21 protein-coding genes and 2 pseudogenes are annotated in these 25,798 nt (G+C 73.1%); 8 read left to right on the top strand and 15 right to left on the bottom strand.

The annotated features are described in order from the left end of the window. Positions 1-8 precede the first annotated feature (8 nt). Positions 9-1,349, top strand: a complete 1,341-nt coding sequence (locus tag Acit_RS01745) for an NHL repeat-containing protein (RefSeq protein ID WP_248105237.1) — start codon at positions 9-11, stop codon at positions 1,347-1,349. 140 nt (positions 1,350-1,489) lie between these two features. Here Acit_RS01745 and Acit_RS01750 read toward each other — a convergent pair whose 3' ends face one another. From Acit_RS01750 to Acit_RS01820, 15 genes and pseudogenes are all read right to left on the bottom strand, one after another. Further along, positions 1,490-3,040, bottom strand: a complete 1,551-nt coding sequence (locus Acit_RS01750) for an acetate--CoA ligase family protein (protein WP_312709115.1) — start codon at positions 3,038-3,040, stop codon at positions 1,490-1,492. Between the two features lie 55 nt (positions 3,041-3,095). Next, positions 3,096-4,067 (bottom strand): annotated as a pseudogene (locus Acit_RS13805) (GNAT family N-acetyltransferase); the annotation flags it as partial. 11 nt (positions 4,068-4,078) lie between these two features. Then, on the bottom strand, positions 4,079-4,897 hold the full coding sequence (locus Acit_RS01755; protein ID WP_248105238.1) for an IclR family transcriptional regulator domain-containing protein: 819 nt from the start codon (positions 4,895-4,897) through the stop codon (positions 4,079-4,081). Further along, entirely contained in the window at positions 4,890-6,029 is a 1,140-nt protein-coding gene (gene pcaDC, locus Acit_RS01760) for a bifunctional 3-oxoadipate enol-lactonase/4-carboxymuconolactone decarboxylase PcaDC (protein WP_248105239.1), read from the bottom strand. The genes Acit_RS01755 and pcaDC overlap by 8 nt, the downstream gene beginning before the upstream one ends. After that, complete coding sequence (locus Acit_RS01765) at positions 6,026-7,588, bottom strand: lyase family protein (RefSeq protein WP_248105240.1); 1,563 nt, start codon at positions 7,586-7,588, stop codon at positions 6,026-6,028. Before Acit_RS01765 ends, pcaDC begins: the two co-directional genes overlap by 4 nt. Before the next feature lie 106 nt (positions 7,589-7,694). Next, complete coding sequence (gene pcaG, locus Acit_RS01770; RefSeq protein WP_248105241.1) at positions 7,695-8,273, bottom strand: protocatechuate 3,4-dioxygenase subunit alpha; 579 nt, start codon at positions 8,271-8,273, stop codon at positions 7,695-7,697. Next, a complete protein-coding gene (pcaH, locus tag Acit_RS01775) occupies positions 8,270-8,941 on the bottom strand; it encodes a protocatechuate 3,4-dioxygenase subunit beta (protein WP_376745995.1) in 672 nt (223 codons plus the stop codon). Before pcaH ends, pcaG begins: the two co-directional genes overlap by 4 nt. A 189-nt stretch (positions 8,942-9,130) precedes the next feature. Further along, on the bottom strand, positions 9,131-9,880 hold the full coding sequence (locus Acit_RS01780) for a CoA-transferase subunit beta (protein ID WP_376745996.1): 750 nt from the start codon (positions 9,878-9,880) through the stop codon (positions 9,131-9,133). Between the two features lie 59 nt (positions 9,881-9,939). Continuing rightward, a complete protein-coding gene (locus Acit_RS01785) occupies positions 9,940-10,809 on the bottom strand; it encodes a CoA transferase subunit A (protein WP_248105244.1) in 870 nt (289 codons plus the stop codon). A 63-nt stretch (positions 10,810-10,872) separates the two neighbouring features. After that, positions 10,873-13,656 carry a chorismate-binding protein gene (locus Acit_RS01790; protein WP_248105245.1) on the bottom strand — a complete coding sequence of 928 codons (2,784 nt, stop codon included), beginning with the start codon at positions 13,654-13,656 and terminating at the stop codon, positions 10,873-10,875. Between the two features lie 94 nt (positions 13,657-13,750). Continuing rightward, a complete protein-coding gene (locus Acit_RS01795) occupies positions 13,751-14,368 on the bottom strand; it encodes a hypothetical protein (protein ID WP_248105246.1) in 618 nt (205 codons plus the stop codon). 56 nt (positions 14,369-14,424) lie between these two features. Further along, complete coding sequence (locus Acit_RS01800; RefSeq protein WP_248105247.1) at positions 14,425-15,345, bottom strand: bifunctional 5,10-methylenetetrahydrofolate dehydrogenase/5,10-methenyltetrahydrofolate cyclohydrolase; 921 nt, start codon at positions 15,343-15,345, stop codon at positions 14,425-14,427. Between the two features lie 3 nt (positions 15,346-15,348). Continuing rightward, a pseudogene (locus Acit_RS13810) lies at positions 15,349-16,096 on the bottom strand (formyltetrahydrofolate deformylase). Between the two features lie 219 nt (positions 16,097-16,315). Continuing rightward, positions 16,316-16,996, bottom strand: a complete 681-nt coding sequence (locus Acit_RS13815; RefSeq protein ID WP_376745985.1) for a GntR family transcriptional regulator — start codon at positions 16,994-16,996, stop codon at positions 16,316-16,318. Further along, positions 16,993-17,781: an NAD(P)-dependent oxidoreductase gene (locus Acit_RS01820; protein ID WP_248105251.1), complete on the bottom strand. Its 789-nt coding sequence runs from the start codon at positions 17,779-17,781 to the stop codon at positions 16,993-16,995. The genes Acit_RS13815 and Acit_RS01820 overlap by 4 nt, the downstream gene beginning before the upstream one ends. A gap of 545 nt (positions 17,782-18,326) precedes the next feature. On the opposite strand from Acit_RS01820, the gene Acit_RS01825 reads away from it, so the two are divergent. From Acit_RS01825 to Acit_RS01855, 7 genes are all read left to right on the top strand, one after another. After that, positions 18,327-19,931, top strand: coding sequence for a sugar ABC transporter ATP-binding protein (locus Acit_RS01825; protein WP_248105252.1), 1,605 nt, complete (start codon positions 18,327-18,329; stop codon positions 19,929-19,931). A 108-nt stretch (positions 19,932-20,039) separates the two neighbouring features. After that, the gene (locus Acit_RS01830) at positions 20,040-20,981 is read left to right on the top strand and encodes an ABC transporter permease (protein WP_248105253.1); all 942 of its coding nucleotides are present in this window, start codon (positions 20,040-20,042) and stop codon (positions 20,979-20,981) included. A gap of 231 nt (positions 20,982-21,212) precedes the next feature. Further along, on the top strand, positions 21,213-22,400 hold the full coding sequence (locus Acit_RS01835) for a sugar ABC transporter substrate-binding protein (protein ID WP_248105254.1): 1,188 nt from the start codon (positions 21,213-21,215) through the stop codon (positions 22,398-22,400). Between the two features lie 143 nt (positions 22,401-22,543). Further along, positions 22,544-23,410, top strand: a complete 867-nt coding sequence (locus Acit_RS01840) for a substrate-binding domain-containing protein (RefSeq protein ID WP_248105255.1) — start codon at positions 22,544-22,546, stop codon at positions 23,408-23,410. 10 nt (positions 23,411-23,420) lie between these two features. Then, positions 23,421-24,101: a 4-carboxy-4-hydroxy-2-oxoadipate aldolase/oxaloacetate decarboxylase gene (locus Acit_RS01845; protein WP_248105256.1), complete on the top strand. Its 681-nt coding sequence runs from the start codon at positions 23,421-23,423 to the stop codon at positions 24,099-24,101. After that, complete coding sequence (locus tag Acit_RS01850) at positions 24,098-25,129, top strand: amidohydrolase family protein (RefSeq protein WP_248105257.1); 1,032 nt, start codon at positions 24,098-24,100, stop codon at positions 25,127-25,129. The genes Acit_RS01845 and Acit_RS01850 overlap by 4 nt, the downstream gene beginning before the upstream one ends. After that, complete coding sequence (locus tag Acit_RS01855; RefSeq protein ID WP_248105258.1) at positions 25,129-25,779, top strand: VOC family protein; 651 nt, start codon at positions 25,129-25,131, stop codon at positions 25,777-25,779. The genes Acit_RS01850 and Acit_RS01855 overlap by 1 nt, the downstream gene beginning before the upstream one ends. Positions 25,780-25,798 lie beyond the last annotated feature (19 nt).

The following is a 25,798-nucleotide window of genomic DNA, read 5'->3' on the forward strand; positions in this document are numbered from 1 at the left end:
GGGCCGTGATGGCAGTCGACCCGGGTCGTGATCCCGTCGCGTCGTTGCTCGGGGCCTTGGCTGCCGGTGTCGAGCAGACCGTGGCGCCGCCGGAGGTGGGGTTCGTCGTCGATCGGGCCCGCCGGGTCGAGCGACGCCGTCTTCGCCGTCAGCGGCTGGCGCTGGCAGCCGCGGTCGTCGTTCTCGCCGCAGCAGCCCTGGTGAGCGTCGCAACCCTTGGGCACCGCCACCGCGTCGGGTCCGGGCCCTTCGCCGCGCTCCCCAGCCATGTGGTGCGCTTCGGGGAGGTTCGGTTCGTCGTCAAGGACCTGCCGCTCGTCGCGCGGGACACCGCGTCGGTCCCCGCTTCTGGCGTGACCACGTTGCACCTGCCGGTGGTGAGCCCCGACCACGCCGACATCGCCTTTGGGGCCGGGCGCGTCTGGGTCCTCGAGCACGGCGCTCCAGCATCCTCGACCGCCTGCGGCCGGCTGGTCGCGCTCGATGCCACCACTGCCCAGGTGGTCGGCTCGGTGCCGATCGGCTTGTGCCCCAACGCCCTCGCCTACGGGGCAGGGTCGGTGTGGGTGCTGGCCTCCCAGATCGGCGTGGCGGGATACCAGCTCCTCCGGGTCGATCCCGCCACGCTGCACATCTCCTCGACGACCGTCATCGACGGCGGGCCTCACGGGATCGCCCCGCAGGGCGACACCGGTGTGAAGGACCAGTTCGTGACCGTGAGCGACGGCCACGTGGTGATCGCCGTGCGGGAGCCAACCGGTGCCGCTCAGCTCAGCGTCCTCGACCCGAGGACCGGAACGGTGACGCGATCGGTGATCCTCACCCGGCCCGATGGACCGGTCACCGGGCTCGGAGCGACGGGGGGGACCGTGTGGGTCGGGACGGCCAACGGCTGGGTGATGGCCTTCGACCCGAGGAAAGGGGCCCTCTCGCGTGCTCGGCGGCTCGGCACCCGCGTCGTGAGCCTTTCGGCGGCAGGGCCCGAGCTGTGGGTGACGCTGAACCTGCCGGTCCCCCCGAACGCCAGGTACCCGGGACTCGACCTCGTACGCCTCGATCCGACGACGGGGGGGATCGCCCAGGACACGGGTCTCCCGATCGCCTTCGTCGCCACCGACGGCACGTCGGTCTGGGCGCTGGGCAGCGCCCCTCCCTACAGGTCCGATGGTGGTCTGGTCGCCGAGCTCGACCTGAGGTCGGGGACGCTGCGCGCCCGAACGCAGCTCCCGGCCTCGGGCTACGACCTGCCCGACACGCTCGGCGTCAGTGATGGCGCAGCATGGGTGCTCAACGACACCGCTGGCACCCTGACCAGGATCCGGCCGGACACCAGCGGGAACGGGGCCTGAATGCGACCTCGGCGTCCGCCTCGGTGTCCCCCTTGCGAGGTCCCGGCGACGAGCCGGCCCGAACCGCTGGCGCCTGGGGCTGAGGAGGCAGGCGTGCGCTCGTTCGACCAAAGCGTCGTCCGCGCCGGCCGGCGGCGCCCCTAGCGCAGCTGCCGGGGCCGGGTGCCGAGCGGCTCGGCGGGTTGGGCGAAGACGGCCATCTTGGCCCCGAGGACGAGGGGGCCTTCGGGGGTGGCGAGGACCGGGTTGAGGTCGATGGTGGCGATCTCGGGGAGGTCCTCGGCGAGGCGGCCGAGGCGGAGGAGGAGCTCCTCGAGGCCCTGGGTGTCGGCGGGGGGCCGCTCGGGGCCGCCGGCCAGGAGGGACGAGGTGCGGCGGCCCTGCACGAGGAAGCGGGCGTCGCTGCGGCTGAGGGGGGCGACACGGGTGGCCGAGTCGTCGAGGTCCTCGAGGGGCCCGGCCGCGGCGAGGACGACGAGGGCGCCGAAGGCGGCGTCCCGGAGCACCCCGGCGAGGAGGGGCAGGCCACCGGAGGCGCCGGCCTTGGCGGCGGCTGCCGCGGTGGGGTCGGGCAGGGGGTGGCCGAGCACCCCGGGGAGGCGGTAGCGGCCGAGGACCTCCCAGGCCACCTCCGGTGGCACCCACCACAGGGCCCCTTCGTCCTCGTCTGCGTTCTCGTCGCTCGGCGCCGACCGTCGGTCCCCGTCGGCTCGCTCGGCGGCTTCGGCGAGGAGCTGGCGGGCCCCGTTCGGGTCGAGGTCGTCGAAGGTCGCCGGGGGGTCCTCGGGGGTGGCCCGCCAGCGGCTGTAGCGGACGGCGTGGGCCACGGCCCGGGCGGCCGACTCGGGGTAGGTGAAGGAGGGGATGGGCCGGACGGCGGCCTGGAGGCGGTGGCGGGCCCGTTCGGTGCCGAGGAACGCGGCGACGACCGGCACGTGGGTCGCCTCGGTGTGGTCGACGGCGTGGACCAGGGCGGCGGCCACGTCCTCGGCGGTGGTGGTGAGCGGCGGGGTGAAGATGACGATCACCGCGTCGACCTCCCCGCTGGCCAGGAGGAGCTCCAGGGCCTGGCGGTAGTGGTCGGGGGTGGCACTGGCCACCATGTCGACCGGGTTGGCCACCCCGGCCTCGGGGGGCAGGAAGGCGTGGAGCCGGTCCTGGAGGCCGGGGGAGAGCTCGGGGACCTCGAGGCCCCAGCCGGCCACGGCGTCGGCGGCCAGCACCCCCGGTCCGCCGGCGTTGCCGAGGATGCCGACCCGGGGACCGGCGGGCAGGGGCTGGTGGGCGAGGACGGCCCCCACGTCGAAGAGCTCCTCGACCGTCGAGACCCGCAGCACCCCGGTCTGCTCCAGGAGGGCGTCGACCGCCCGTTCGGGGCTGGCGTGGGCCGCGGTGTGGGAGCGGGCCGCCCGGGTACCGGCCCGGCTGCGGCCGCTCTTCACCGCCACGATGGGCTTCGCCCGGCTGAAGCGTCCGGCGAGGCGCCGGAACTTTGGGGGGTTCCCGAAGGACTCCAGGTAGAGCAGGGCGACCTTCGTCTCGGGGTCGTCGAGCCACCACGAGAGCAGGTCGTTGCTGGAGACGTCCGCCTTGTTGCCCATGGAGACGAAGGTGGAGATGCCGAGGCCCCGCTGGGCCGCCTCGGCCAGGATGGCGATGCCGAGCCCCCCGGACTGGGAGGCGAAGCCGATCGGCCCGACCCGGGGCGGGTCGGGGGCGAAGGTGGCGTTGAGCTTGGCAGTTCGGGCCGATGAGCCGCATGCCGTGGCGGTGGGCCGCCCGCGTGACCTGACGCTCCAGCTCGGCGCCGGCCGGCCCGGTCTCGGCGAACCCGGCCGAGACCACCACGAGGGCCCCGACCCCGGCCCGGCCGCAGGCCTCGGTCACCTCGAGGACCGCGGGGGCCGGCACGCTCACGACCGCCAGGTCCACGGGGGCCGGCACGGCCTCGATCGAGGGCCAGGTCGGCAGGGCCGCGATGGCCTGGGCCTCGGGGTTGACGGGGAACACCGGCCCGGTGAACCCCGAGGCCACGAGGTTGCGGAGGATCTCGTGGCCGATGGTCCCGGGCTGGCGGCTCGCCCCGATGACCGCCACCGACCGCGGGCGCAGCAGGCGGAGCATGGAGCGGACCGTGGCCTGGCGGTCCCGCTCGGCCGCCGCCGCCAGGGCCTCCTCGGTCGGGGCGATGTCGAGCACCACCCGGGTCACCGAGGCGTCTCGCTCGTACTGCCGGGCGAAGCCGGCGGCCCGCAGCACCCCGAGCATCTTGGCGTTCACCGAGAGGGTCTCGACGACGAAGCGCTGGACACCGGCCTGGCGGGCCCAGGCGGCCAGGTGCTCGAGGAGCAAGGTGCCCGCCCCTCGGCCCTGGTGGGCGTCGGCCACCACGAAGGCCACCTCGGCCTCCCCGGCCCCCGGCCGCCGGTCGTACTCGGCCAGGGCCACCAGCTCCTCCCCGACCTCGATGGCCAGGGCCGCCCCGTCGACCCCGTCCAGCCCGCAGATCCGCTCGATCTCGGCGTCGGTTACCCGGTGGGGCCCGAAGAAGCGCATGACCAGGCTGTCCCGGGACAGCCCGGAGAAGAGCCGCCGGACCGCCTCGGCGTCCCCCGGCCCGACCGGCCGGAGCCGCGCCGCGGTCCCGTCCGCCAGGAGGACATCGACGGCTGCCTGAGCCGAGGGGCGGGGCGGCGGGGACGGGCTGGTCAGGGCCACGGCTCGCCCCTTCAGGCCGGGCCGCCGGGCACCCCGCCGACCGGCACCGGCCCCGCCGCGCTTAGGGCCTGCAGGTCGGCGCTGATCCGGCCGGCGCAGCGCAGCAGCCGAGGCACCAGCTCCTGGCGGATCTTGGCCAGGTCGGCCCGGCTAGCGTGCACCGAGACGTTCACCGCCGCCACCACCCGCCCCGAGCGGTCCCGGATGGGGGCCGCGGCGGAGCGTAGGCCTTCCTCGAGCTCCTGGTCGACGATGGCGAAGCCCTGCTCGGCCACCTCGTCGAGGACCTCGCCCAGGGCCTCGGCGTCGACCAGGGTGTTCGGGGTCAGGGCCTCGAGCCGGACCCGCTCGAGGTAGGCCCGGCGCTCCTCGGGGGGCAGCGCGGCGAGCAGGACCCGGCCCATGGAGGTGGCGTAGGCCGGGAAACGGGTCCCCACGGCGATGGTGACGGTCATGATCCGCTTCGTGGGCACCCGGACCACGTAGACGATGTCGTCGTCGTCCAGGACCGCCACCGACGAGGACTCCTTCACCTCGGCCACCAGCTCCTCCAGGTGCGGGGCGGCCACGTCGGCCAGGCCGAGGGTCGAGAGGTAGGCGTAGCCCAGCTCGAGGATCCGGGGGCGCAGCCCGAAGACCCGGCCGTCGGTGTGGACGTAGCCGAGCTCCACCAGGGTCAGGAGGAACCGGCGGGCCGCGGCCCGGGTGAGCCCGGTGCGCCGGGCGACCTCCGAGAGGGTCAGCTGGGCGTGGTCCGGACCGAAGGCCCGGATGACCGCGAGGCCCCGCTCCAGGGACTGCACGAAGTCGCCGCGGGGCCGCTCAGCCATTCAGCCGGCCCTCCTCGGCGAGGACCTCCCGGGCCACGGCCACCGCGGCGTTGGCCGCCGGCACCCCGCCGTAGGCCCCGGCGTGCAGCAGCACCTCGATCACCTGGTCGGGCCGCAGGCCGTTGCGCAGCGCCCCCCGGACGTGCAGGGGCAGCTCGTGGAGCCGGCCCAGGACGGTGAGGACCGCCAAGGTGACCGCCGAGCGGGTCGGCCGGTCCAGGGCGGGGCGGACCCAGACCTCCCCCCAGGTGGTCCGGGTGACCAGGTCCACGAAGGCCCGCTGGGCCAGGTCGGACGCGGCGGTCGAGGCGTCGACGTGGGCGTCCCCCAGGACCGCCCGGCGCACCGCCTCGCCCCGCTCGGCCGGCGAGCCGAGGAGGTGGTCGAGGAGGGCGTCGGTGGTCCGCCGGGGCTGCTCGACCGGGGCCAGGTGGGCGGCGTGGGGCAGGACCGCCAAAGCGGCGCCCGGGATGGCCTCGGCCAGGGCCAGGGCGGTCGCCGGGGGGGTCACCGGGTCCTCGGCGCCGGTCAGCACCAGGGTCGGGGCCTCGATGGCGCCGAGGCGCTCCCGGTGGTCGAAGGCGGCGATGGCCTCGCAGCACGCGGCGTACCCCTCGGGGTCGCAGGCGGCCAGCATGCCGGTCACCCACTCGGCCAGCTCGGGACGCGCGGCCCGGCCCTCGGGGGTGAACCAGCGCTCGACCAGCATCGGGGCCAGGGCCGCGGGGCCCTCGCTGCGGGACCGGGCCGCCCGCTCCAGCCAGGCCTCGGCCGGGGGCAGCTGGGCGGCCGTGCAGGCCAGGACCAGGCGCTCGACCCGCCCGGGGTGCTCGCTGGCCAGCCAGAGGGCCACCATGCCCCCCAGGGAGAGCCCCACCACCGAGCAGCGCTCGACCCCCAGGTGGTCCAGGAGCCCGACCAGGCCCTGGCCGAGCTCGGCCACGCTGCCCGGCAGGGGATCGGGGCGGGGGGTCCCACCGTGCCCCGGGTGCTCGACCCGCAGCACCCGGCGGTAGGGGAGCAGGGCGGCGACCTGGGGGTCCCACATGGCCCCCGAGGTGCCCAGGGAGTTCAGCAGGACGACGACCGGGGCCTCGGGGGGTCCCTCGAGGCGGTGGCTGGGCAGGTTCACGGGTCTTCGGGCTCCTCTCGGCTGGGGCGGTCCACGGGGCGGGCCTGGAGGACTTCCTCATCCTGCCCTGTTCCCCGGTCCTCCGCAGGGGGGTCCATCGGTGCCGGCCAGGGCCAGGTGGCCTGGCGGTCGAGGACCCGGGCGACCCAGGTGGCGGCCGAGCCCAGGGCCCGGCGAGGGTCCAGGAGGGCCCGGAGCTCCTCGGGGCCGAGGACCTCGGCCACCTCGGGGTCGGCGGCCAGCGCCTCGGCCACCGGGTCCCGGCCCGGCTCCCGGCAGTGGTCGTCGAGCCGCTTGCCGGGCGGGTCGGCCGGGGCCTTGCCAAGGGCCCGGGCCATGACCGCCGCGGCTCGCTCCCGACCGAGGCGGGCTTGGAGGGCCAAGGTGACCCCTTCGGCGAGCAGCCCGGCGCCTCCGGCGTCGAGGTGCCGGGCCATGGCCGCCGGCTGGGGCTGGGCGTGGGCCACGGCCGAGGCCGCGTGCTCGGCGGCCGCCCCGGCCAGGCCGAGGAGCTCGGCCAGCGCCGCCCACTCGGCCTGCCACGCCCCCGCGGCCCGCTCCTGCTCGCCGGGGAGGGAGGCGAGGACCACCGGCACCAGGGCCGCTGCCCGGGTGGCCGCCACCCGGGCCGCCACGGCGTCGACCGGGTTGCGCTTCTGGGGCATGGCCGAGGAACCCCCGCGGCGGGCCTCCTCGGGCTGGGCGGGCTCCGATGGATCGGAGCCTGGTCGGGCGGGCGCCGGGTCGGGCCGGTCGGTGATCTCGCCGACCTCGGCCTGCTGGAGGAGGGCCAGGTCCCCGGCGACCTTGGCGGCGGTGCCCGCCACCCCGGCCAGGGCGGCGGCCAGGCGGGCCGGGCGTTGGCGGGCCCCGTGCCAGGGCACCGGGGGGGCCGGCAGGCCGAGGCGGCTGGCGAAGGCGTCGAGGACCCGGGGGCCCTCGGTCCCGAGGGCCGCAAGGGTGCCGACCGCCCCGCCGAGCTGGACGCCCGTGGCCCCGAGGGCCTCGCGGAGCCACTCGTCGGCCTGGTGGACCCCGTCGAGCCAGCCAGCGGCCTTCCACGCCCAGGTGGTGGGCAGGGCCGGCTGGAGCAGGGTCCGGCCCACCAGGAGGACCTCCTGGCCGTGCCGGGCCCACTCGGCGAGGCCGGCAGCCAGGGCCGCCAGACGCTGGCGGACGAGCCGGCCGGCCCGGTGCGCGACGAGGACCAGGGCGCTGTCGAGGACGTCCTGGCTGGTGGCGCCCCGGTGCAGCCAGTCGGCGGCCCCCGGGCAGGCCCGGCGGAGGGCGGCGACGAGGGGGACGACCGGGTTGGCAGCGTTCGCGCCCAGGCGCCCCAAGCGGACCGGGTCGAAGAGGTCCCAGCCGGGCCGCTCCGGGTCGGCCCACCAGGCGGCTAGGGCCTGGGCCGCCGCGGGCGGGGCCTGGCCGCAGTCGGCCAGCGCCCCGAGGTAGGCGACCTCGACCTCGACCATGGCCGCCACCCAGGCCGCCCCGCCGGTGGCCGCCAGGAGGTCCTCGGGCACGACGAGGGCGCTGAAGAGGCCGGGTTCCTCCACGGCGCTCAGCTGGTCCTGTTCCCGGGTAGCTGGCCGCCCACGGGGCCAGTGTCCCACGGGGTCCGACGTCCTGGCCCCACTCGTCCGGGTCGCACCGGTCCTGGTCTCACCAGGCGAAGAAGACCGTCTCGTCCTCGCCCGCGAGGTGGACGTCGAAGCGGAGGGTGCCTGGGCCCTCGGGCTTCGCGAGGAGCGTGGCTCGCCGCTCGGGGGGGACGGCGGCGAGGACCGGGTCCCGCTCGGGGTCGGCGCCAGGGAAGTAGACCCGGGTGAGGAGCCGCTGGACGAGCCCCCGGGCGAAGACCGAGAGGTCGGCGTGGGGGGCCTGCCCGGGTCCCACCGGGCCGGGGACCACGGTGGTGAAGGCGAAGCGCCCCTCCTCGTCGGTCGGGCAGCGCCCGAACCCGGTCCACCCGGGGGCGCTCTCGGGCGGGAAGCGACCCTCGGGGTCGGCCTGCCAGAGCTCCAGGACGGCGTCGGGCACCGGCCGGCCCTCGGCGTCGAGGACCCGGCCAATCAGGCGCAGCGCCCCGGGGGAGCCGGGCGGCACGAGGTCGGGCCGAGTGAGCCAGCGGAGGCCGATGGCGAAGTAGGGGCCCACGGTCTGCGACGGGGTGGGCAGGAGGGCCGGGTGCTCGGGTGCCGAGGGGCCCTCGGTGGCGGTGCTTGGGGTCGAGGTGGTCATGAGGCGGGCTCCAGGGGGGTGGCGAGGTGGCCGCCGACGACGACGTCGAAGCGGTAGCCGAGGCACCAGTGGTCCTCGGTGTGCTCCCAGTCGAACCGGGCCACCATGCGTTGACGGGCCTTGGGGTCCCGGACCGATCCGGCGATGGCGTCGTGCTCCAGGAGGGGGTCCCCGGGGAAGTACATCTGGGTGACCAGGCGCTCGGTGAAGGCCCGGCCGAAGACCGAGAAGTGGATGTGGGCCGGTCGCCAGGCGTTCGGGTGGTTCCGCCAGGGGTAGGCGCCGGGCTTGATGGTGAGGAACGAGAACCAGCCCTGGTCGTCGGTCAGGCTGCGGCCGGTGCCGGTGAAGTTGGGGTCCAAGGGCGCCGGGTGCTGGTCGACCTGGTGGGCGTAGCGACCCGCGGCGTTCGCCTGCCAGATCTCCACCAGCTGGTGGGCGATGGGCCGCCCGTCGCTGCCGAGGAGCCGACCGGTGACCCGGATGCGCTCGCCCAGGGGCTCCCCGGGGTGCTGGTGGGTGAGGTCGGCGTCCTCGGGGCGGACCAGGCCCTCGCCGAAGAGCGGCGCCGCCCGCTCGGTCGGGCCGTGGGGCAAGGGCACGAGCGGCTGCCGGGGGCAGCGGGCCAGGCTGGAGCGGTAGAGGGGAGCCCGGTAGGGCGGGTCCATGGGCAGCGTCGTGGTCCCCACCTGGACCGTCGGCTCGGGCACCGGGTCGGTCGTGATGGGGTGCAGCCCCCGGGTGGCGTCGGTCGGGGGGTCGTAGCGTTCGGTCACCGCTGTCATCGCGCCTCCTGTTCGTCGTGGTTCATCGAGCGCTTCGAGCCACCGGGGCCCGGTGACCGGGGCCGGGGCTCCTCAGTCCGAGGTCAAGGACCCCTTCGCCTCCCGGCGCTGGAGGGCCCGGAGGGCGGCCAGCTCGGCGTCGCTGGGCGGTTCGCTGACCGTGAGCTCGTCGGCCACGGCCAGGTCCCAGCCGGTCCGGGCCCGCACCTCGTCGAGCTGCACGCCCGGGTGGAGCTGGCAGAGGACCAGCTCGCAGGTCGCGGGGTCCGGTCGGAGGATCCCGAGGTCGGTGATGACCAGTTGGGGGCCGCCGCCTCGCAGGCCGAGGCGCTCCCGGTGCCCCGGGCCGTCCCCGAAGCCCACCGACGTGCGGAAGTCCAGGCGGTCGACGAAGGTCCGGAGGTTCTGGCGGATCAGCACGATCACCGACCGGCAGGCCGCGGCGATCTCGGGCGCCCCGCCGGCCCCGGGCAGCCGGACCTGGGGGCGGTCGTAGGGGCCGATGACCGTCGAGTTCAAGTTGGCGAACCGGTCGATCTGAGCCGCACCGAGGAACCCGACGTCGATCCGGCCGGCCTGGAGCCAGTAGGTGAAGATCTCGGGCACCGAGACCACCGTGTCGGCGGTCTCGGCCAGCTCGCCGTCCCCGATGGACAGCGGCGGGACGCTGGGCTTGGCGCCAATGGTGCCGGACTCGTAGACCAGCACCAGATCGGGGGCGTGGGTGCGCCGAGCCAGGTTGGCGGCCAGGCTCGGGGCCCCGATCCCGACGAAGCAGACCGTGCCGTCGGCGAGGGCCCGGGCGGCGGCCACGGTCATCATCTCGGTGGGGCTGTAAGGCGTCGCCGGCCCGGCCCCGTCCGGGTGCACCTCGGCCCCGGTCACCGGCCCTCCCCCCCGTTGCGCGCCACGCCGTCGCCCACGGTGCTCTCGCCCACCGTCGCCGGGGCCCGGAGCACGTGCTCGGCCATCCAGGCGGCGAAGCGGTCCCGGTCCCGGCTGATGGCGTCCCAGGCCTCGTAGAAGGCGTTGTCCCGCTCGTAGTAGCCGGCCGCGTAGGACGGGGCCGCCCCGCCAGGGGCCAGGGCCACGGCGCTCACCACCCAGCTCGGCAGGACGACGGCGCCGGGCCGGGGCTCGAGGCGGTCGACCACCTCCTCGACGGTCACCAGCGACCGGCGAGCGGCCAGGACGGCTTCCTTCTGGACCCCGCTGATGCCCCAGAGCTGGACGTTGCCCCGCCGGTCGGCCTGCTGGGCGTGGACGATGGCCACGTCGGGCCGCAGCGCGGCGACCGCGGCCAGTTCTTCGCCGGTGAAGGGGCAGCGGATCGTGGCCAGGTTGGCGGTCCTGCCCACCAGGTCGGTGCCCGCGTAGGCCCGAAGCGGCAGGAACGGCAGGTCCTGGGCGCCGGCCACGTAGCGCATGGTCAGGCCGGCGTGGGTGTGCTCCTCGATCGTCACCGGGTTCGGCCAGCCGCGCTCCACGGCGTCCCGGAAGCGGTGCAGGGACCCGACCCCGGGGTTGCCACCCCAGGAGAAGACGAGCTTGGCGCAGCAGCCCATGCCGATGAGCTGGTCGTAGAGGAGGTCGGGGGTGAGACGGACCAGGGTCAGGTCCCGGCGGCGCTGCCGGATGACCTCGTGGCCGGCGGCGAAGGGGATGAGGTGGGTGAAGCCCTCCATGGCCACCGTGTCCCCGTCGTGGACCAGGTCCGCCACCGCCTCGGCCAGGCTCATCAGTGCCGCCACCAGCACCTCCCCGCCGGCACCGATCGTTCGTGCAACGCACACTCGTGCTGCATGTGCACCACCCTAGCGAGCCGGCGTGCTGCCGGCAATGGTCAGACAGAGCTCGACGAAACGGTCGGCGATCCGGTCCCCGTGCTCGCTCTGGACGGCCTCGGGGTGGAACTGCAGCCCGATGGTGGGGTGGGACCGGTGCTCGAGGGCCATGACGGTGCCGTCGTCGGCCAGGGCGGTGACCCGGAGGTCCTCGCCGGGGCGGGCGGGGTCCACCGCGAGGGCGTGGTAGCGGGCGGCGAGGAACGAGGGGGGCAGGTCGGCCAAGAGGCGCGGTGCGCAGGTGCGCACGACGGACAGCCGGCCGTGGAGAGGACGGCGGGCCCGCACGATCCTCCCGCCGAAGGCCTGGGCGATGGCCTGGTGACCCAGGCAGACCCCGAGGATGGGAAGCCGACCGGAGAGGGCCCGGACGGCCTCCTGGCTGAGGCCGGCATGCTCGGGCCGGCCGGGGCCAGGGGAGAGGACCAGGCCGGAGGGTCGCTCGACGAGCAGCTCCTCGAGGGCGGTGCCGTGGCTGGGCAGGATGCGGACCTGCGCCCCGGCCTGCTCGAGGAGGTGGGCGAGGGTGTGGACGAAGGAGTCCCGGTTGTCGAGGAGGACCAGGCGGCAGGCGCCGGCCGGGCGCCGGGCGGGCCTCGGCGGCCGGTTCGCTCGGCGCGGCTCGGGAGCGGGGCCCGGGGCCGGGGCGGGGCGGGGCAGGGGTGGGGGCCCGAGCCGGGCCTCGTGCTGCCAGCGCTCGTCGACGAGCCGCTGGAGGTCCGCCACGAGGTCCGGGCAGCGGAGCCGGTAGCCGGTGCCGATGAGGTCCCGGACCGGGACGACGCCGCGCAGGGCGTTGGTGAGCAGGATGGCGTCGCTCGACTCGAGGAGGGCCGGGGTGAGGGGGCGGTACTCGACCGAAAGGCCCCGGTCGGCGGCCACCTCGAGGAGGACCTCGCGGCCCACCCCCGGCAGGGCCTGCCCGTCGTCGGGCGCCACCACGAGCCCGCCGTCGCGGAGGACGGCGACGTTGGCGATGTCGGCCTCGGTCACCTCGCCGTGGGGGGCGAGGAGCAGCGGCCAGGTCCCCTCGGCCCGCAGTGGGGCCACGAGCGCCTCCAGGTGACGGCGGTCGACGAGCTTGTGGGGGCCGAGGGGGCCGGGGACGGCCAGGAACCCGGCGGCGACCCCGAGGAGCTCTGGGCTTGCTGGGAAGGGCGCCACCTGGGTGCGGAGGGTGCCCTGGGGGTCCAGCTCGACCCGAAGGCGAGCTCGACGCCAGCCGGCCGCCGCCTCGAGGAGGGTGCCTTCGATGCCCTCGGGCAGGGCGATCCCGTAGAGGGCTTCGGCCGACCAGGCCAGGCGCCGGAGGTGGCGCCAGGCTTCGACGGGCACCCCCTCCAGGACGAGCAGGGTCGAGAAGACCCCCTGCTCGGGGGAGCCGCCCCAAGGCCTGGCGGCCCGGACCGGCGTGCCCGCCGGGTCGTCCTCGGCCAGGGCGAAGCCCATGGCCTTCGCCAGGGGCCGGGCCTTGACCAGGCACTCCTCCCACTCCTGCCCGGGGAGGGACTCGGCGGTGATCCCGCCGCCGACCCCCAGGCGGACCCGGTCCCGGTGGCGCTCGAAGGTGCGGATGGCCACGTTCCACTCGCCCCGACCGTCGAGGGGACAGAGGTAGCCGATGCTGCCGGTGTAGACGTCCCGGGCGGTGGCCTCGACCTCGGCGGCCAGTTCCAGGGCCCGGGCCTTCGGGGCCCCGGTGACCGAGCCCGGCGGGAAGGCCCGCCGCAGGGCGTCGGCGAGGTCGGTCCCGGGGGCCAACCGGGCGGTCACGGTGGAGACCAGGTTCCACACCCCCGGACCCGGTCGGGGAGCGGCCAGGGCCTCGACCCGGACCGTGCCGCTTCGGGTCGAGGCGGCCAGGTCGTTGCGGAGCAGGTCGACGATGGTGACGTTCTCTGCCAGGTCCTTGCCCGAGCCCCGGAGCGCCGAGCGGGTGGCCTCGTCGCCGGCCGGGTCCTGGCCACGGGGCCGGGTGCCCTTGATGGGCTCGGTGCGCAGCGAGACGCCGTCGCAGCTCAGAAAGAGTTCCGGCGAGAGGGAGGCGATCTCCACGGCGCCAGTGTCGAGGTACGCGGCGTAGGCCGGTTCGAGCCGGCGGGCGGCGCCGACGAAGCGACCGAGGAGGCTCCCGTCGAAGCGGGCCTCGAAGCTCGTGCAGATGTTGGCCTCGAACAGCTCCCCGGCGTGGATGGCCTGCACGCAGCGCTCGACCGCCACGACGTGGCCCCGCCGGCCCGACCGGCAGCGCAGGACCACCGGGGACCGGCCGTCGTCGCCCCCGTCCCCCGGCCCGGCCGGCACCGCTTCCGGGGCACCGAGGGCCGAGAGGCGTTCGGCGAGGTCGGCCGCCCGCCGGCGGACGAAGGGCAGGCGCTCGTCGTCGCACGCGCCCTCGAGGTACCAGCGGCCCTCGGCGGCCACGAACCGCAGGACGTGGTCGTAGCGGGCCAGGAACGCCAGGGGCGCTGCCGGATCCGGCCGGCCGACGCCGAAGAGCCGCTCCCCGAGCCGGTAGGAGAGGGAGCCGACGGTCAGCGCCCCGAGGAACTCCCCGAGGGCGAGGGGCTCCGTGGTGCGTCGTTCGGGTGCCAGCAGGGCGAAGGGGTCCTCGTCGTGCTCGACGGCGCGCGCCCAGAGCGGCTCGGAGCCGAGCAGCGCCCCACCCCCGGCCCACTGGCCGAGCAGGGCGAAGGGGTAGCGGTCACCGGCCAGGACCCGAAGGGCCTCCGTCGGGGCCACCTCGACCGGCAAGGGGATGCGCAGGGTGTGGAGCCCTGCGCGGTGCGCGGCGGCAGGGGCAGCGGTGCCCGTGGTCGACCCCCGGTGGCCCCGGGTGCCGGCCTGGTCAGTGCTGCTGGTCGAGCCGCCAGAAACCCGGGCCACGGGCAGCCTCCAGTTCCGCCAGGGCACGTCGATGGACCTCTCGCGCCTGGGCCGGGGTGACGACCTCCTCGGGAGGCACCGGCTCGATGACGAGGCTGGTCCGGTCCTCGTAGAGGTGCTCCCCCGCCAGCAGGGCTCGGGGGTCGTAGGGCCAGATGAAGGCTTGGCGGCTGGCGACGTGGTAGTGGGCGTCGGGGTCATCGACCTCGTAGCCCACGGCGCGCAGCGACGCGCCGGTGGCGAGCTGGTGGAAGGTGATCTCGTCGCAGATGCCCCAGTCCGCCACCGCCAGGTTGTCGTCGGAGTGCCAGAGGACCGTCTCGCCCACGCCCCGGTAGAAGGCGAGGACCGCGTCCCGGCCCTCGACCACCTGGGCACCGTTGCCCCAGCTGACCCGGTACACGGGGTGCTCGACGGTCATGTCGTCAGCCACGATGGCCTGGTACTCGCCGGCACCCTCGAGGTGCACGTGCCGCCAGAAGTTCAGGAGCATGGCTCGGTGGAGGGGCTTCTCGGTCCGGGCCAGGAGCGCCGCGGTGGGCTCCATGCACCGCCGGATCTGATCGAGGAAGTCGGTCATTGGGGTCGCTCCTCTCTGTTTCACTTGGGGCCCGTCAGGGGAAGGGTCCTCGAGGGTCACGCAGCCTGGACGTGGGTCCGCCGGGCGGCGAGCTGGGCGGCGTGCAGGGTGTTGCGCAGCAGCCAGACGTCGGTGACCGGGCCTACGCCGCCGGGGACCGGCGTGAGGGCGCTGGCGACGTCGCGGACGTCGTCGGAACGGACGTCCCCGACGAGGCGGGTCTGGCCGGTGACGGGGTCGGCGACGGGGTTGATGCCCACGTCGATGACGATGGCGCCGGGTTTGAGGTGCTCGGGGCCGATCAGGCCGGGGACGCCGGCCGCGACGACCAGGATGTCGGCTTGGCGGGTGAGCTCGGCGAGCCGGCCGGCCTGCGAGGTGTGCTCGTCGCAGGAGACGACGGTGGCGTTGCGCTGCATGCCGAGGAGGACCGCGGGCTTGCCGACGTTGTTCGAGCGCCCGACGACCACGAGCAGGCTTCGACGGTAGAAGGTGCCAGGTTCGGTGCCGCTCCGCTGGAGGTGGCGGTCGAGGAGGTGGAAGCAGGACGCCGGGGTGGAGGGCACGAAACGGGGGGTGCCCAGGGCTAGGAGGCCGGCGTTCTTCGGGTGGAGGGCCTCGATGTCCTTGGCCGGGTCCAGGCTCCGGAAGACCTCGGCCTCGTCGTGCGTCTTGCCGAGGGGGCGCAAGACCAGGATCCCGCTGATGCGGGGATCGGCGTTGCAGCGACCGATGCTGGCCAGGAGGTCGGCCTGCTCCGCGTCGGCGGGGAGGTGCTCGCGATGGTAGAGGCAGTCGAGCTCCTCCGCGAGGCGCCGGACCCGGCGCTCGTAGGCGCTGGCAGCCGGGTCGTCGCCGACTTGGATGGTGGCGAGCCCCGGACGGGTCCCGTGCCGGCGCAGCGCGTCGATCTCTCCGACGAGGTGTGCCTTGAGCTCCTGGGCGGCGGCCCGCCCGTCGATGAGGGTGGCGGCCATGGCTCAGGGGAACACCACGGTGCGGTTCTCGTAGGCGATGACCTTGGCCTCGAGGTGGCGGCGAACCGCCCGGGCCAGGGTGAGGCGCTCGATGTCCTTGCCCTTGCGCACGATCTCCTCGAGGGAGTCCCGGTGGCTGATGGGGGCCACGTCCTGGGCGATGATCGGTCCCTGGTCCAGCTCGGCGGTCACGTAGTGGGCGGTGGCCCCCACGAGCTTCACCCCGCGGGTGGTCGATGAACCAGTCGCTCAGGATCTGCATGTAGCGGGCGAGGACCACCAGGTCGACCTCGTGGGAGGCGATGAGCTCGACCAGCTGCTTCTCCTGGCTGGCCTTGTCCCCCGCCACGATGGGGACGTGGTGGAAGGGGACCTCGAAGAACCGGCAGACCTCGGCGTGGTCCGGATGGTTCGAGGCCACCAGGGCGATCTCGGCCGGCAGGTCCCCGGTCCGGGCCCGGTAGAGGAGGTCGACCAGGCAGTGGTTCTGCTTCGAGGCCAGGACGGCCACCCTCGGGACCCGGTCGAGGTCCCGGAACTCGACGCTGGCCCCGAGGGCCTCGGCGACGGGCTCGAAGGCTCCGGCCAGGGCCAGTCCCGATCGCGACGGATCGGTCATGGTGAACTCGATCCGCTGGAAGAAGCGGCCGGTGTCCCGGTCGACGTGCTGGTCGACGCTCTCGATGTTGGCGCCCTGCTCGAACAAGAACCCCGAGACCCGGGCGACGATCCCGGGCCGGTCCTGGCACATGAGCAACAGCACCGTCCTGGCCCCTCGGACGACTTTCGGATCAGACACGAGCAACCCCTCTCAGTTCGACGGACGACAGATCACGGGACGATCGACCACCTCGGGGAGTGGGTACGTGGACAGCGATCCCCGGACGTCGTGGAACGGGGCGATCACCGGACCCCGCCTCGTTCCAACGGGCATCTCAGACCTCCTCCGGAGTCGTCGGGGGCGTCGCGGTCACCAGGGCAGGTGGGAGGCGCCGGAGCGCTTCGATGACGTCCTCGAGGTGGGACCGCATGGCTGCCTCGGCTTCGACGGCTCGACCGGCACAGATCGCCTCGACGATGGCTCGATGTGCCGGACCATCTGTGCCCGGAAGTGGGCAAGGAGGCGGATGCACGTCGTGTTCTGGGCGGCCTCGTAGATCTCGTGGTGCAGGACCGCGTTCAAATCGTGGTAACGCTGGGTGTCCCCCCGGCGCACGGCCTCCTCCATCTCCCCGAGCACGGTGCGGAGTCTGCCTCGCTGTTTCGCCGTGGCCCGCTGGGCTGCCAGGGATGCGCAGAGGCCCTCGAGAGCCATCCGCACCTCGGTGACCTCGACAGCTTCTTCGACGGAGAGCGCTTTGACCCGAGCGCCGCGGTTGCGCTGCAGCTCGACCAGGCCCTCGAAGGCCAGCTGCTGGAGGGCGGCCCGCACCGCTGCCCGCGAGGCGTCGAATCGGTCGCAGAGCTCGGCTTCCACCAGGCGTTCTCTCGGGGCGAAGGCGCCCTCGAGGATGGCTTCCCGCAGCTGGTCGACGACCGACCGGGATCGAGGGCGGCCGACGACCGAGGCGAGATCGGCACCCGTCGCTGGTGACACGGCATCAGGGCCGGGGTGCTGTCGTGCGGGCATCCGTGGCGCCTCGGAGGTCATCGCGACACGCCTGAGGGTTCGGTGGTTCCCTGCTGGAGATCGCGCAGGACGGCTGCGGCAGCGGTGCTGACGTGCGGTTCGAGGCCGAGCTCCGCCACGAGCTGGGCGGCGGCCTCCATCTCCTCCGTTCGTCGGCGGGCGTGTCGTCTCGACCCCTCGACCAGTCGGTCGAGGACACGGGCATCGGCTTCGTCCAGCTCCTTGGCGATGTGCGCTGCCAGCCAGGGTCGAAGACCGCAGGCCTCGGCGGCCGCGAGCGCCTCGAGGACCGCGGCGGCCATGCCCTTGTAGAAGACGCTCCGGAGGAGCTTCCGAGTGGCGGCGTCGCCGGGTTCCTGCCCGACCACTTCGACCTGGGCCCCGTAGGTGCCCAGGCGTTCGGCGACGAATGGGCCCCAGCGGCCCGAGGCGAGCATGGGGACCCGCAGACCCCGGCCGGGCACGGGGGCCATGATGGCCAGGTCGACGAAGGTCCGGCCGGCATCCTCGCACCGCTGGGCCAAGGACCGCTTGAGGGCCGGTGCAGCCGTGTTGGCGTCCGCCCAGACCGCCCCGGACCCAAGCGCCGGGAGGGCGGCGACGAGCGCCTCCTCGGCATGCTCGGCGGTGGTCAGGCTGAGGATGAGGTCGGCGCCTTGGGCGGCCTCGCCCTCGCTCTCGCAGGCCCGTGCGCCAGCCGGCGCAGGGACGACGGGGTCGTAGACCCGGACCTTCGCTCCAGCGGCGACCAGGTCTCGCGCGAAGGCGCCGCCTGCCTCGCCCAGACCGAGGACGGTCACCTGCACGGGTCGGTCACTCCGCGCGCCGCTGCCCTCATCGGAGAACACGATCCACCCCCCTCCTGCGTCGGTCGAGGCACGGCGGCCAGGCTGCCACCGGGCACGACCCAAGAAATGGCGCCGAAATTGTTGACAAGATTGTAGCGATCAGTAGCATTCGCATCAAGACCAGCTGTGCGAATGGCGCTGAGAAAGGGAGGCAGAAGGGGGGCAGCGCGGCCAGGGCTGAGCCTGTGGAGCGCCCAGCGGACCTCCGAGAGGGGTGGCTGGGCCACCGTTCGCCGGCACCTGCCGACTGGAGTGAAATTCGTCGATCTTCGGCGCTGCAAGAGGGCATTGGCATGTTTCGGTCGCGACTCGACCGTCCGTCGTTGACGAACTGTACCAGCGCCACTACAGTGCCGTTCTGAAAGCGCCAGAGTGTGCGTTATACGCACACCGAGGGGATGAAGAGGGTTTTGCCGAGGGCGGATTCGCCGCCTGGGGGAGGGTGACCGTGAACGGACCGGGGGGTCGGGGTGTCGCCGGGAGCTGGTGAGGCGCGGTGGGCCGTGCGGGCCGCGGGTCTGGCGAAGCGTTTCGGGGACCACGTGGCTCTAAAGGGGGTGGACCTCGAGGTCGAGGCCGGGGAGGTCGTGGCCCTGTTGGGGGAGAACGGTTCCGGGAAGTCGACCTTGGTCAAGATCCTGGCCGGCTACCACGTTCCCGAGCCGGGCGGTCGCCTCGAGGTCGGCGGGGTCCCGGTTCCTCTCCCGGTGCCGACCGGTGCATATCACGAGCTGGGGCTGGCCTTCGTCTTCCAGGACCTGGGGCTCGCCAGTGGGCTGCGGGTAGTGGAGAACCTCTTCGTCGGCGACCGCCGCCACCTCGGCGCGGGCGCCTTGCGGCCGATCTCGTGGGGTGGCGAACTCCGGCGGGCGCGCCAGGTGCTGCGTCACTACCAGGTGGACGTCGACCCGAGGAGCCTGGTCAGGGAGCTGACCCCCACCCAGCAGGCGCTCGTGGCGATCGTCCGCGCTGCCGAGGAGCTCGAAGCGTTCCGCCGCCACGGCGCCGATCGGGGTCCTGGGCTGCTCGTCCTGGACGAACCGACGGTCTTCCTCCCGGAGGACGAGAAGGTCTTCCTTTTCGAGCTGGTCGATCGGGTCACGAGCCGGGGCACCGGTGTGCTCTTCGTCTCCCACGACCTCGTCGCCGTTCGCCAGATCGCCAGGCGGGCGGTGATCCTGCGGGACGGCGCGGTGGTCGGGACGCGCATGGTCGCCGAGGTCAGTGACGAGGAGCTGGTGGGGCTGATCTCGGGTCAACGCAGCATGGGCGACGCGCACGAGGGGCACCCGGCGACCGTTCGACTTCCGGACCAGCGACAGCTCGCCAAGGCCAATACCGGAGCGCTCGACGCTGGGTCGGTCGTCCTGGAGGCCCGGGGCGTTCGGGGCGGCCACCTGGCCGGACTGGACCTCGCCGTCCGACGCGCCGAGATCGTCGGCGTCGCCGGACTGCTCGGGTCCGGGAGCGACGAGATCCCGTACGCGCTGTTCGGAACGTTGTCGGCAGTCCAGGGGACAGTGGCCGTCGAGGGCCGGGAGGTGCCCCTGGCCAGGCTCAGGCCCCACCACGCCCGCCGTCTCGGTCTGGCGCTGGTTCCCGGGGACCGGAAGGTCCAAGGTGCTGCTCTCTCGTTGCCGGTCCACAAGAACCTCCTCTCGTTGGTGACCGAGCACTACTTCCGAGGTGGCGTGCTGCGGCACGGGACCATGCGATCGGTCGCCGCCAGGCGGTGCGAGGAGTTCCGGGTGCATCCCCGAGACCCGGACGCCGACATGGCCACCTTGAGCGGGGGGAACCAGCAGAAGGTGGTGTTGGCGAAGTGGCTCGAGCTGTTGCCCAAGGTGCTGTTGTTGCATGAGCCCACCCAGGGGGTCGACGTGACGACCCGGGCCGAGATCTATCGCCTGATGCGGTCGCTGAAGGAGCAGGGCCTGGCGATCCTCTGGGTGTCGAACGACTACGAGGAGTTGGCCGAGGTGTCCGATCGAGTCCTGGTGTGCGCAGCAGGTCGAATCGTTGGCGAGCTGACCGGAGAGGAGCTCTCCCGGGACCAGATCACCAGCCAGGTGTACCTGGCCAGCGCGTTGGAACAGCGGGGGGCATGAGCCGTGACGGTGCCCGTGCAGGAGCCGAAGGCCCCGAGCGTGGAGTCGGGGTCGGGCAGCCTTCCGTCTCGTCGACAGCGTTTGCTGGAAGGTCGCCGAGGCCGGGTCGTGGAGAGCGCGATGTTGCCCTTCGCATGGCTCCTCGTCGTGGTGGGGTTCGGCGCGGACGACCCGAGCCACTTCCTGACATTGGCCAACTTCTCGACCATCTTCGGTTCGCAGGCCGTCCTGTTCGTCCTCACGATGGCCTTATTGGTACCCCTGACGAACGGAGACATCGATCTGTCCGTGGGGTCACTCTCCGGCCTGGTGTCGATGCTGGTGGTCGTGCTGAACGTCGAACACCACATCGCGATCGTGTGGTGCTGCCTCATTGGGTTGGCAGCCGGCTTGGCGGCGGGAGTATTGAACGGGGTGGCGTGTATCCGCTTCAAAGCGGATCCGTTCATCATCACGCTCGGCACGGGCACGGTGTTCGCCGGTCTGACGGAGTTGCTCTCCAACGAGCAGACGATCACCGGCGTGTCGAGCGGGCTGACGAAGGTGATCTTCACCGACGAGTTCCTCGGGATCCCACTGGAGTTCTACTTCGGTCTGGCGATCATGCTCGTCGTCTGGTACGTGTTGACCTTCACGCCGTTCGGGCAGCGAGCCCTCTTCGTAGGGCAGTCGCGTGACGTGGCTCGCTTGAGCGGTTTCCGGGTCGACCGAATCCGCTTGCAGGGTTTCGTGGTGGCCGGGTTCGTGAGCGCGATCGCTGGGATCTTCTTCGTGGGCACGACCGGGTCGGCGAGCCCGGGAACAGGCTCCCAGCTGCTGCTCCCGGCCTATGCCGCCGCGTTCCTCGGGCTCACCACGATCCAGCCTGGTCGGTTCAACGCGATCGGGTCGGGGATTGCCGTGTACTTCCTCGCCACGGGTGTCGCCGGTCTGGAGCTGCTCGGAGCCCAGAACTACGTCCAGGACCTCTTCTACGGAGCGATCCTGGTGATCGCGGTGATCATCTCGCGGCTCCTCGCCATGCGTCGATTTGGCAGAGGAACGGCCTGAGCGAGTGTCCAGCCCCGAGAAGCGCCAGCCATCGTTCTGCGGGGCTGAGAAGGGCAGTGGCGAAGCGGACAGACTGAAAGGGTGCGGAGCGTTGTCGTCGAGAGAGCAGGAGGACAGATGAGGACACGGGAAGGAGAGAAGAGCATGGTTCGAGGCCGTGGTGCGATCGGCAAACGAGAGGCGAGAGGACGGTCGGCCCTGGAAAGGGGCACAAGGCGGTTCCTCGGGGCGTTGAGCCTGGTCGGAGCCGGGGCGCTGTTGCTGGCGGCCTGTAGTTCGAGCAGCTCGAGCAGTTCGAGTGTCTCGTCGGCGAAGGCGTCGTCGACGGCCGTGCCGAGCGGCACGGCGGTCAGCGCTTCGACCCTCGCCTCGATCAAGAGCACCCTGGCGAAGGCCGAGCAGGTGCCGACGTGGACCGCGCCCGGCCCGGCGGTGAGCGCCTCGGTGCTCAAGGGCAAAGGCATTCTCGTCATGCCGATCAACTCGGAGATCGGTGCTTGCAACACGCAGGCCCACGACTTCCAGGCCCTGGGGACGAAACTTGGGGCGAACGTGACGCTGTTCCCGACGTCGGGCCAGCCTTCGCAGTGGGAGACGGGCATCGAGGACGCGGTCTCGGCGCACGACGCCGCGATCGTCATGCTCTGCGGCATCATCCCCGGTGCGGTCGCTCCCCAGCTCCAAGCCGCTGAGAGCGCCGGGATCGCCGTCGTCGACGGCAACTACAACGAGACGAACAACTACCAGTACCTCGACGGCGAGACGGCAGTCGAGGTCACCCAGGGCATGCAGGACGACGTCGACTATGCCATCGTCCACCTCGGCAACAAGCCAGTGCAGGCCCTGATGATCACGTCCAACTCGGTCATCCAGGGACCGGCGGCAAGCGCCGCGGTGTCGAGCCAGATCTCGAGCCTGTGCCCGTCGAGGTGCTCCGTCGTGGACACGCTGGACGTCCCGATCCAGGACTGGGCAACCCAGCTGGAGAGCGACGTCGACAGCGCACTGGTGGCACACCCCAACATCAACGCCATCTTCATCGCCTTCGACGGCATGACCCAGTTCGTGCTCCCGGCGGTGGAGCAGGCGCACCGGCCGGGACTGGCCATCTACACCTGGGGAGGATCGCGGTCGGTCGAGAAGCTCATGACCGAGCCGAACTCCCTCGTGGCCTCGGACTCCGGGCCGAACGAGGACTGGGACGCCTTCGACGCCATGGACCAGGTGATCCGCCTGCTGGGTCACCACCCCGCGGCTCCGGTCAGCAAGGAGATCGACCCGAACCGCTTCTGGATCCCGTCGAACGTCTCGCAGTTCTTCGGCCCAGGGGACACCTACGGGAACGAGGGCTACGGCGGGAACACCTTCGAGAACGACTTCTTCAAGCTCTGGGGGGTTCCCCAGCTGGCCAGCAGCTAGCTGACGCGGATGGTGCTGACAGTGCACGGTGACGCAGTGCACGGTGACGAGCCTGGGGCGTTCGCCCTTTGCGCGGCGCTGGGCCGGGATGGAGTCCCGGCCCAGCGCCGCGGGCCCCGCTGGAGTTCGGCCGGGGTGGCGAGGTGACCCCCATTCGCGTCGTGCTGGGTCCGTACCCGGCGACGGCCCGGGCACGGACGAGGAACCGGTTCGGCGGGGCCGACGTCGAGTGGTGCGAGGTGCGACCGGTGCACCGGGCGTTCGGACCGATGATGCTCGAGCAGGCGTACGACGTCTCGGAGCTCGCGCTGCTGGCGTTGCTGCAGGCGGTCGAGGCGGGAAGGCCCTTGGTGCTGCTCCCGGTGGTCCTGACGGGGGCGCTCCCCCAGCAGTGCGTGGTCGTCCGAGAGGGGACCGGGAGGCCGGGACCGGCCTGGCTCCGGGGCCGGCGGGTCGGGATCCGCTCCTACGGGCAGACGACGGGGCTCTGGGTACGGCAGGCCCTGTGGGCACAAGACGGGGTGCACTGGTCGGAGCTGGCCTGGGTGACGGAGGAGGGTCCGAGGCTGCAGGAGTACCCGGATCCGGAGAACGTCGAGCGTTCCAGGGAGGCACTTCAGCGGGTGTTCGAACGGGGGGGCCTGGACGCCCTCGTGGTACCGGGGGGGCAGGCGTCCTCGCTCGGGGAGCCCCTGTGGCCGGACCTGGCGGGGGCCGCAGCCGCCTGGCTGGAGCGGTTCGGGGTGGTGCCGGCCAACCACATGGTGGTGGCGACGCGACGGGTCCTCGAGGAGCGGAAGGAGGTGCTCTGGGAGCTCTACGACGCCTTGGCGGAGGGTGTGGAGGCAGAGCGGGCGGAGCGGGCGTCAGCCGGTGCGCTCGGCGGCCCGGTGGTGCGCTGCGGCTGGGACGAGGTGTGGCCGGTGGTGGAGCTCGCCATCGAGGCCGGCGTTGTCCAGGGGTCGCTGCACGGTACGGGATTCGCGAAAGAAGGGTTGCGGGCATGGTGAGGAGGTCGTGGTGCCGCTGAGGCCACGGGTGGTCGAGGATGTGACCCGAGCCGATCCGACGGTGGCGAAACGCCTCGGGGAACTCGGTGTGGCGACGGTCCACGAGGCGGCGGGTCGGACCGGGCTGATGCACGGGATCGGGGCGGTGACACCGGGTTTGGCCATGGGCGGCACTGCCGTGACGTGCCTGAACTACGCCGGGGACAACTTGATGGTGCACGCGGCTCTGGCGCTGTGCGAGCCGGGGGACGTCCTGGTGGTCGGGGTGCTCTCGCCGTCGAGCCACGGCATGTTCGGGGAGCTGCTGGCCACCTCCGCCCGGGCCCGGGGAGTCCGGGGCGTGGTCCTCGATGCGGGGGTGCGGGACGTCGCGGCGCTCCGAGCCATGGGCTTCCCGGCCTGGGCCAAGACGATTGGGGCGGCGGGCACGGAGAAGGCGCTCCCGGGATGGGTGAACGTGCCGGTGAGCTGTGGCGGGACGGTGGTGTTCCCCGGGGACGTCGTCGTCGGGGACGACGACGGTGTCGTCGTCGTGGGCCGGGAGGACGCTGCGGAGGTGCTGGAGCGGGCTGAGGCACGGGTCGCCCGGGAGGAGGGGACCAGGGCCCGTCTGCAGGCGGGAGAGCTGGGACTGGACATCTACGGTCTGCGGGAGCGTCTCCCTCAGGGGAACGTCGGGGGCGTGGGGTGATCATCGACTGTCACGGGCACTTCACGACGGCACCGGCGACGCTGGGGGAGTACCGGCGAGCACTGCTTGACTGGGCAGGCACGGGTGGTCGGCCTCCCTCGGCCCCGGTCTTCGATGATGGGGAGGTTCGAGAGGCCCTGGAGGGCTCGCAGGTGCGTCTCCAGCGGGAACGGGGCATCGACCTGGTGCTTTTCTCGCCGCGGGCGTCGGCGATGGCGCACCACGAGGGTGGGTTGGCGGTCGGCGTGGCGTGGTCCCGGGCCTGCAACGACCTGGTGGCCCAGGCGGCAGCGCTCTTCCCTGAGCGGTTCGCCCCGGTATGCCAACTGCCCCAGGCGCCAGGCGAGCCGCTCGACGCTGCCGTCCAGGAACTGCGCCGGTGCGTGGAGGAGCTGGGGTTCGTCGCTTGCAACCTCAACCCGGATCCGTCGGGTGGCCGGTGGAGCGAGCCGCCCCTCGGCGACCCGTGGTGGTACCCGCTCTACGAAGCCATGGTCGAGCTGGACGTGCCGGCCATGGTGCACGTGAGCGCCTCGGCGAGCCCAGCGGTGCACGCGACCGGCGGCTACTACCTGGCAGCGGACACGATCGTGTTCATGCAGCTGCTGCTGTCGGGGGTCTTCGAACGGTTCCCGACGCTGCGGTTCGTCATCCCCCATGGGGGCGGGGCAGTGCCGTTCCACTGGGGGCGGTTCCGGGGCCTGGCGCTGGACGCGAAGCGACCGGACCCTGAGGAGAGCGTGCTTGGGAACGTGTTCTTCGACACCTGCGTGTACCACCAGCCGGGGATCGACCTGCTGCTGGAGGTGATCCCGGCGCGGAACGTGCTTTTTGGGTCGGAGATGGTCGGCGCGGTGCGGGGCGTGGACCCGGTGAGCGGTGAGGCGTTCGACGACACCCGGCGCTACGTGGAGCGGAGCGGGGTCATCGGGGACGAGGAACGTCGGCTGATCTACGAGGAGAACGCCCGCCGCGTCTACCCGCGGCTCGAAGCGCGGCTCGGTTCGCGAGCCGGAGGGAGGGTGTGATGAGCGAGCTGGGTTTCGACATCGAGGAGCTCCGGCAGTGCCAGCGGCCGAAGGGGGTGCCGTTTCGGATCCAGAAGATCGGGCACGTCGTGTTGAACTGCCGGGACATCCGCCGGTCGGTGCGCTTTTACACGGAGGTGCTCGGCTTCAGCGTCTCTGACGTCTATCCGGAGGAGCTGGCCCGGGGCGGCATGGTGTTCATGCGCTACAACCACGACCACCACGGGGTGGCCCTGGTTGGGACGCTGCCGGACCGATCGGAGGCGATCGAGCTGAACCATCTCGCGTTCGAGGTGGCGACCCTCGACGAGCTCTTCGCGGCCCGGGACCACCTGCTCGCCCACGGGGTCGAGATCGACTTCGAGGGCCGCCGGCGCGCGGGGTGTCAGATCTCGGTGGAGTTCCGGGATCCCGACGGGCACCGGCTGGAGCTGTTCTGGGGGGTCGACCAGGTGGGGAGCGACGGGGCGGTGCGGCCCTCGTCGGAGTGGAAGTGGTCCTTCAGCCTCCGGGAAGCCGTCTTGGACCCGGTGCGGGGCCAGGACACGACGCTCCTCGACCGGAGCCGGCTGGACCGGGAGGACCCGGTCCGCCTGGAGCGACTGACGGCGCGGAGCCGGGAGACCCAGGAGCGGAAGCTGGGTCACTGACGGGTCGTCCGCTGCCGGC

This window comes from Aciditerrimonas ferrireducens (assembly GCF_023130475.1).
GTDB classification, from domain to species: domain Bacteria; phylum Actinomycetota; class Acidimicrobiia; order Acidimicrobiales; family UBA8190; genus Aciditerrimonas; species Aciditerrimonas ferrireducens.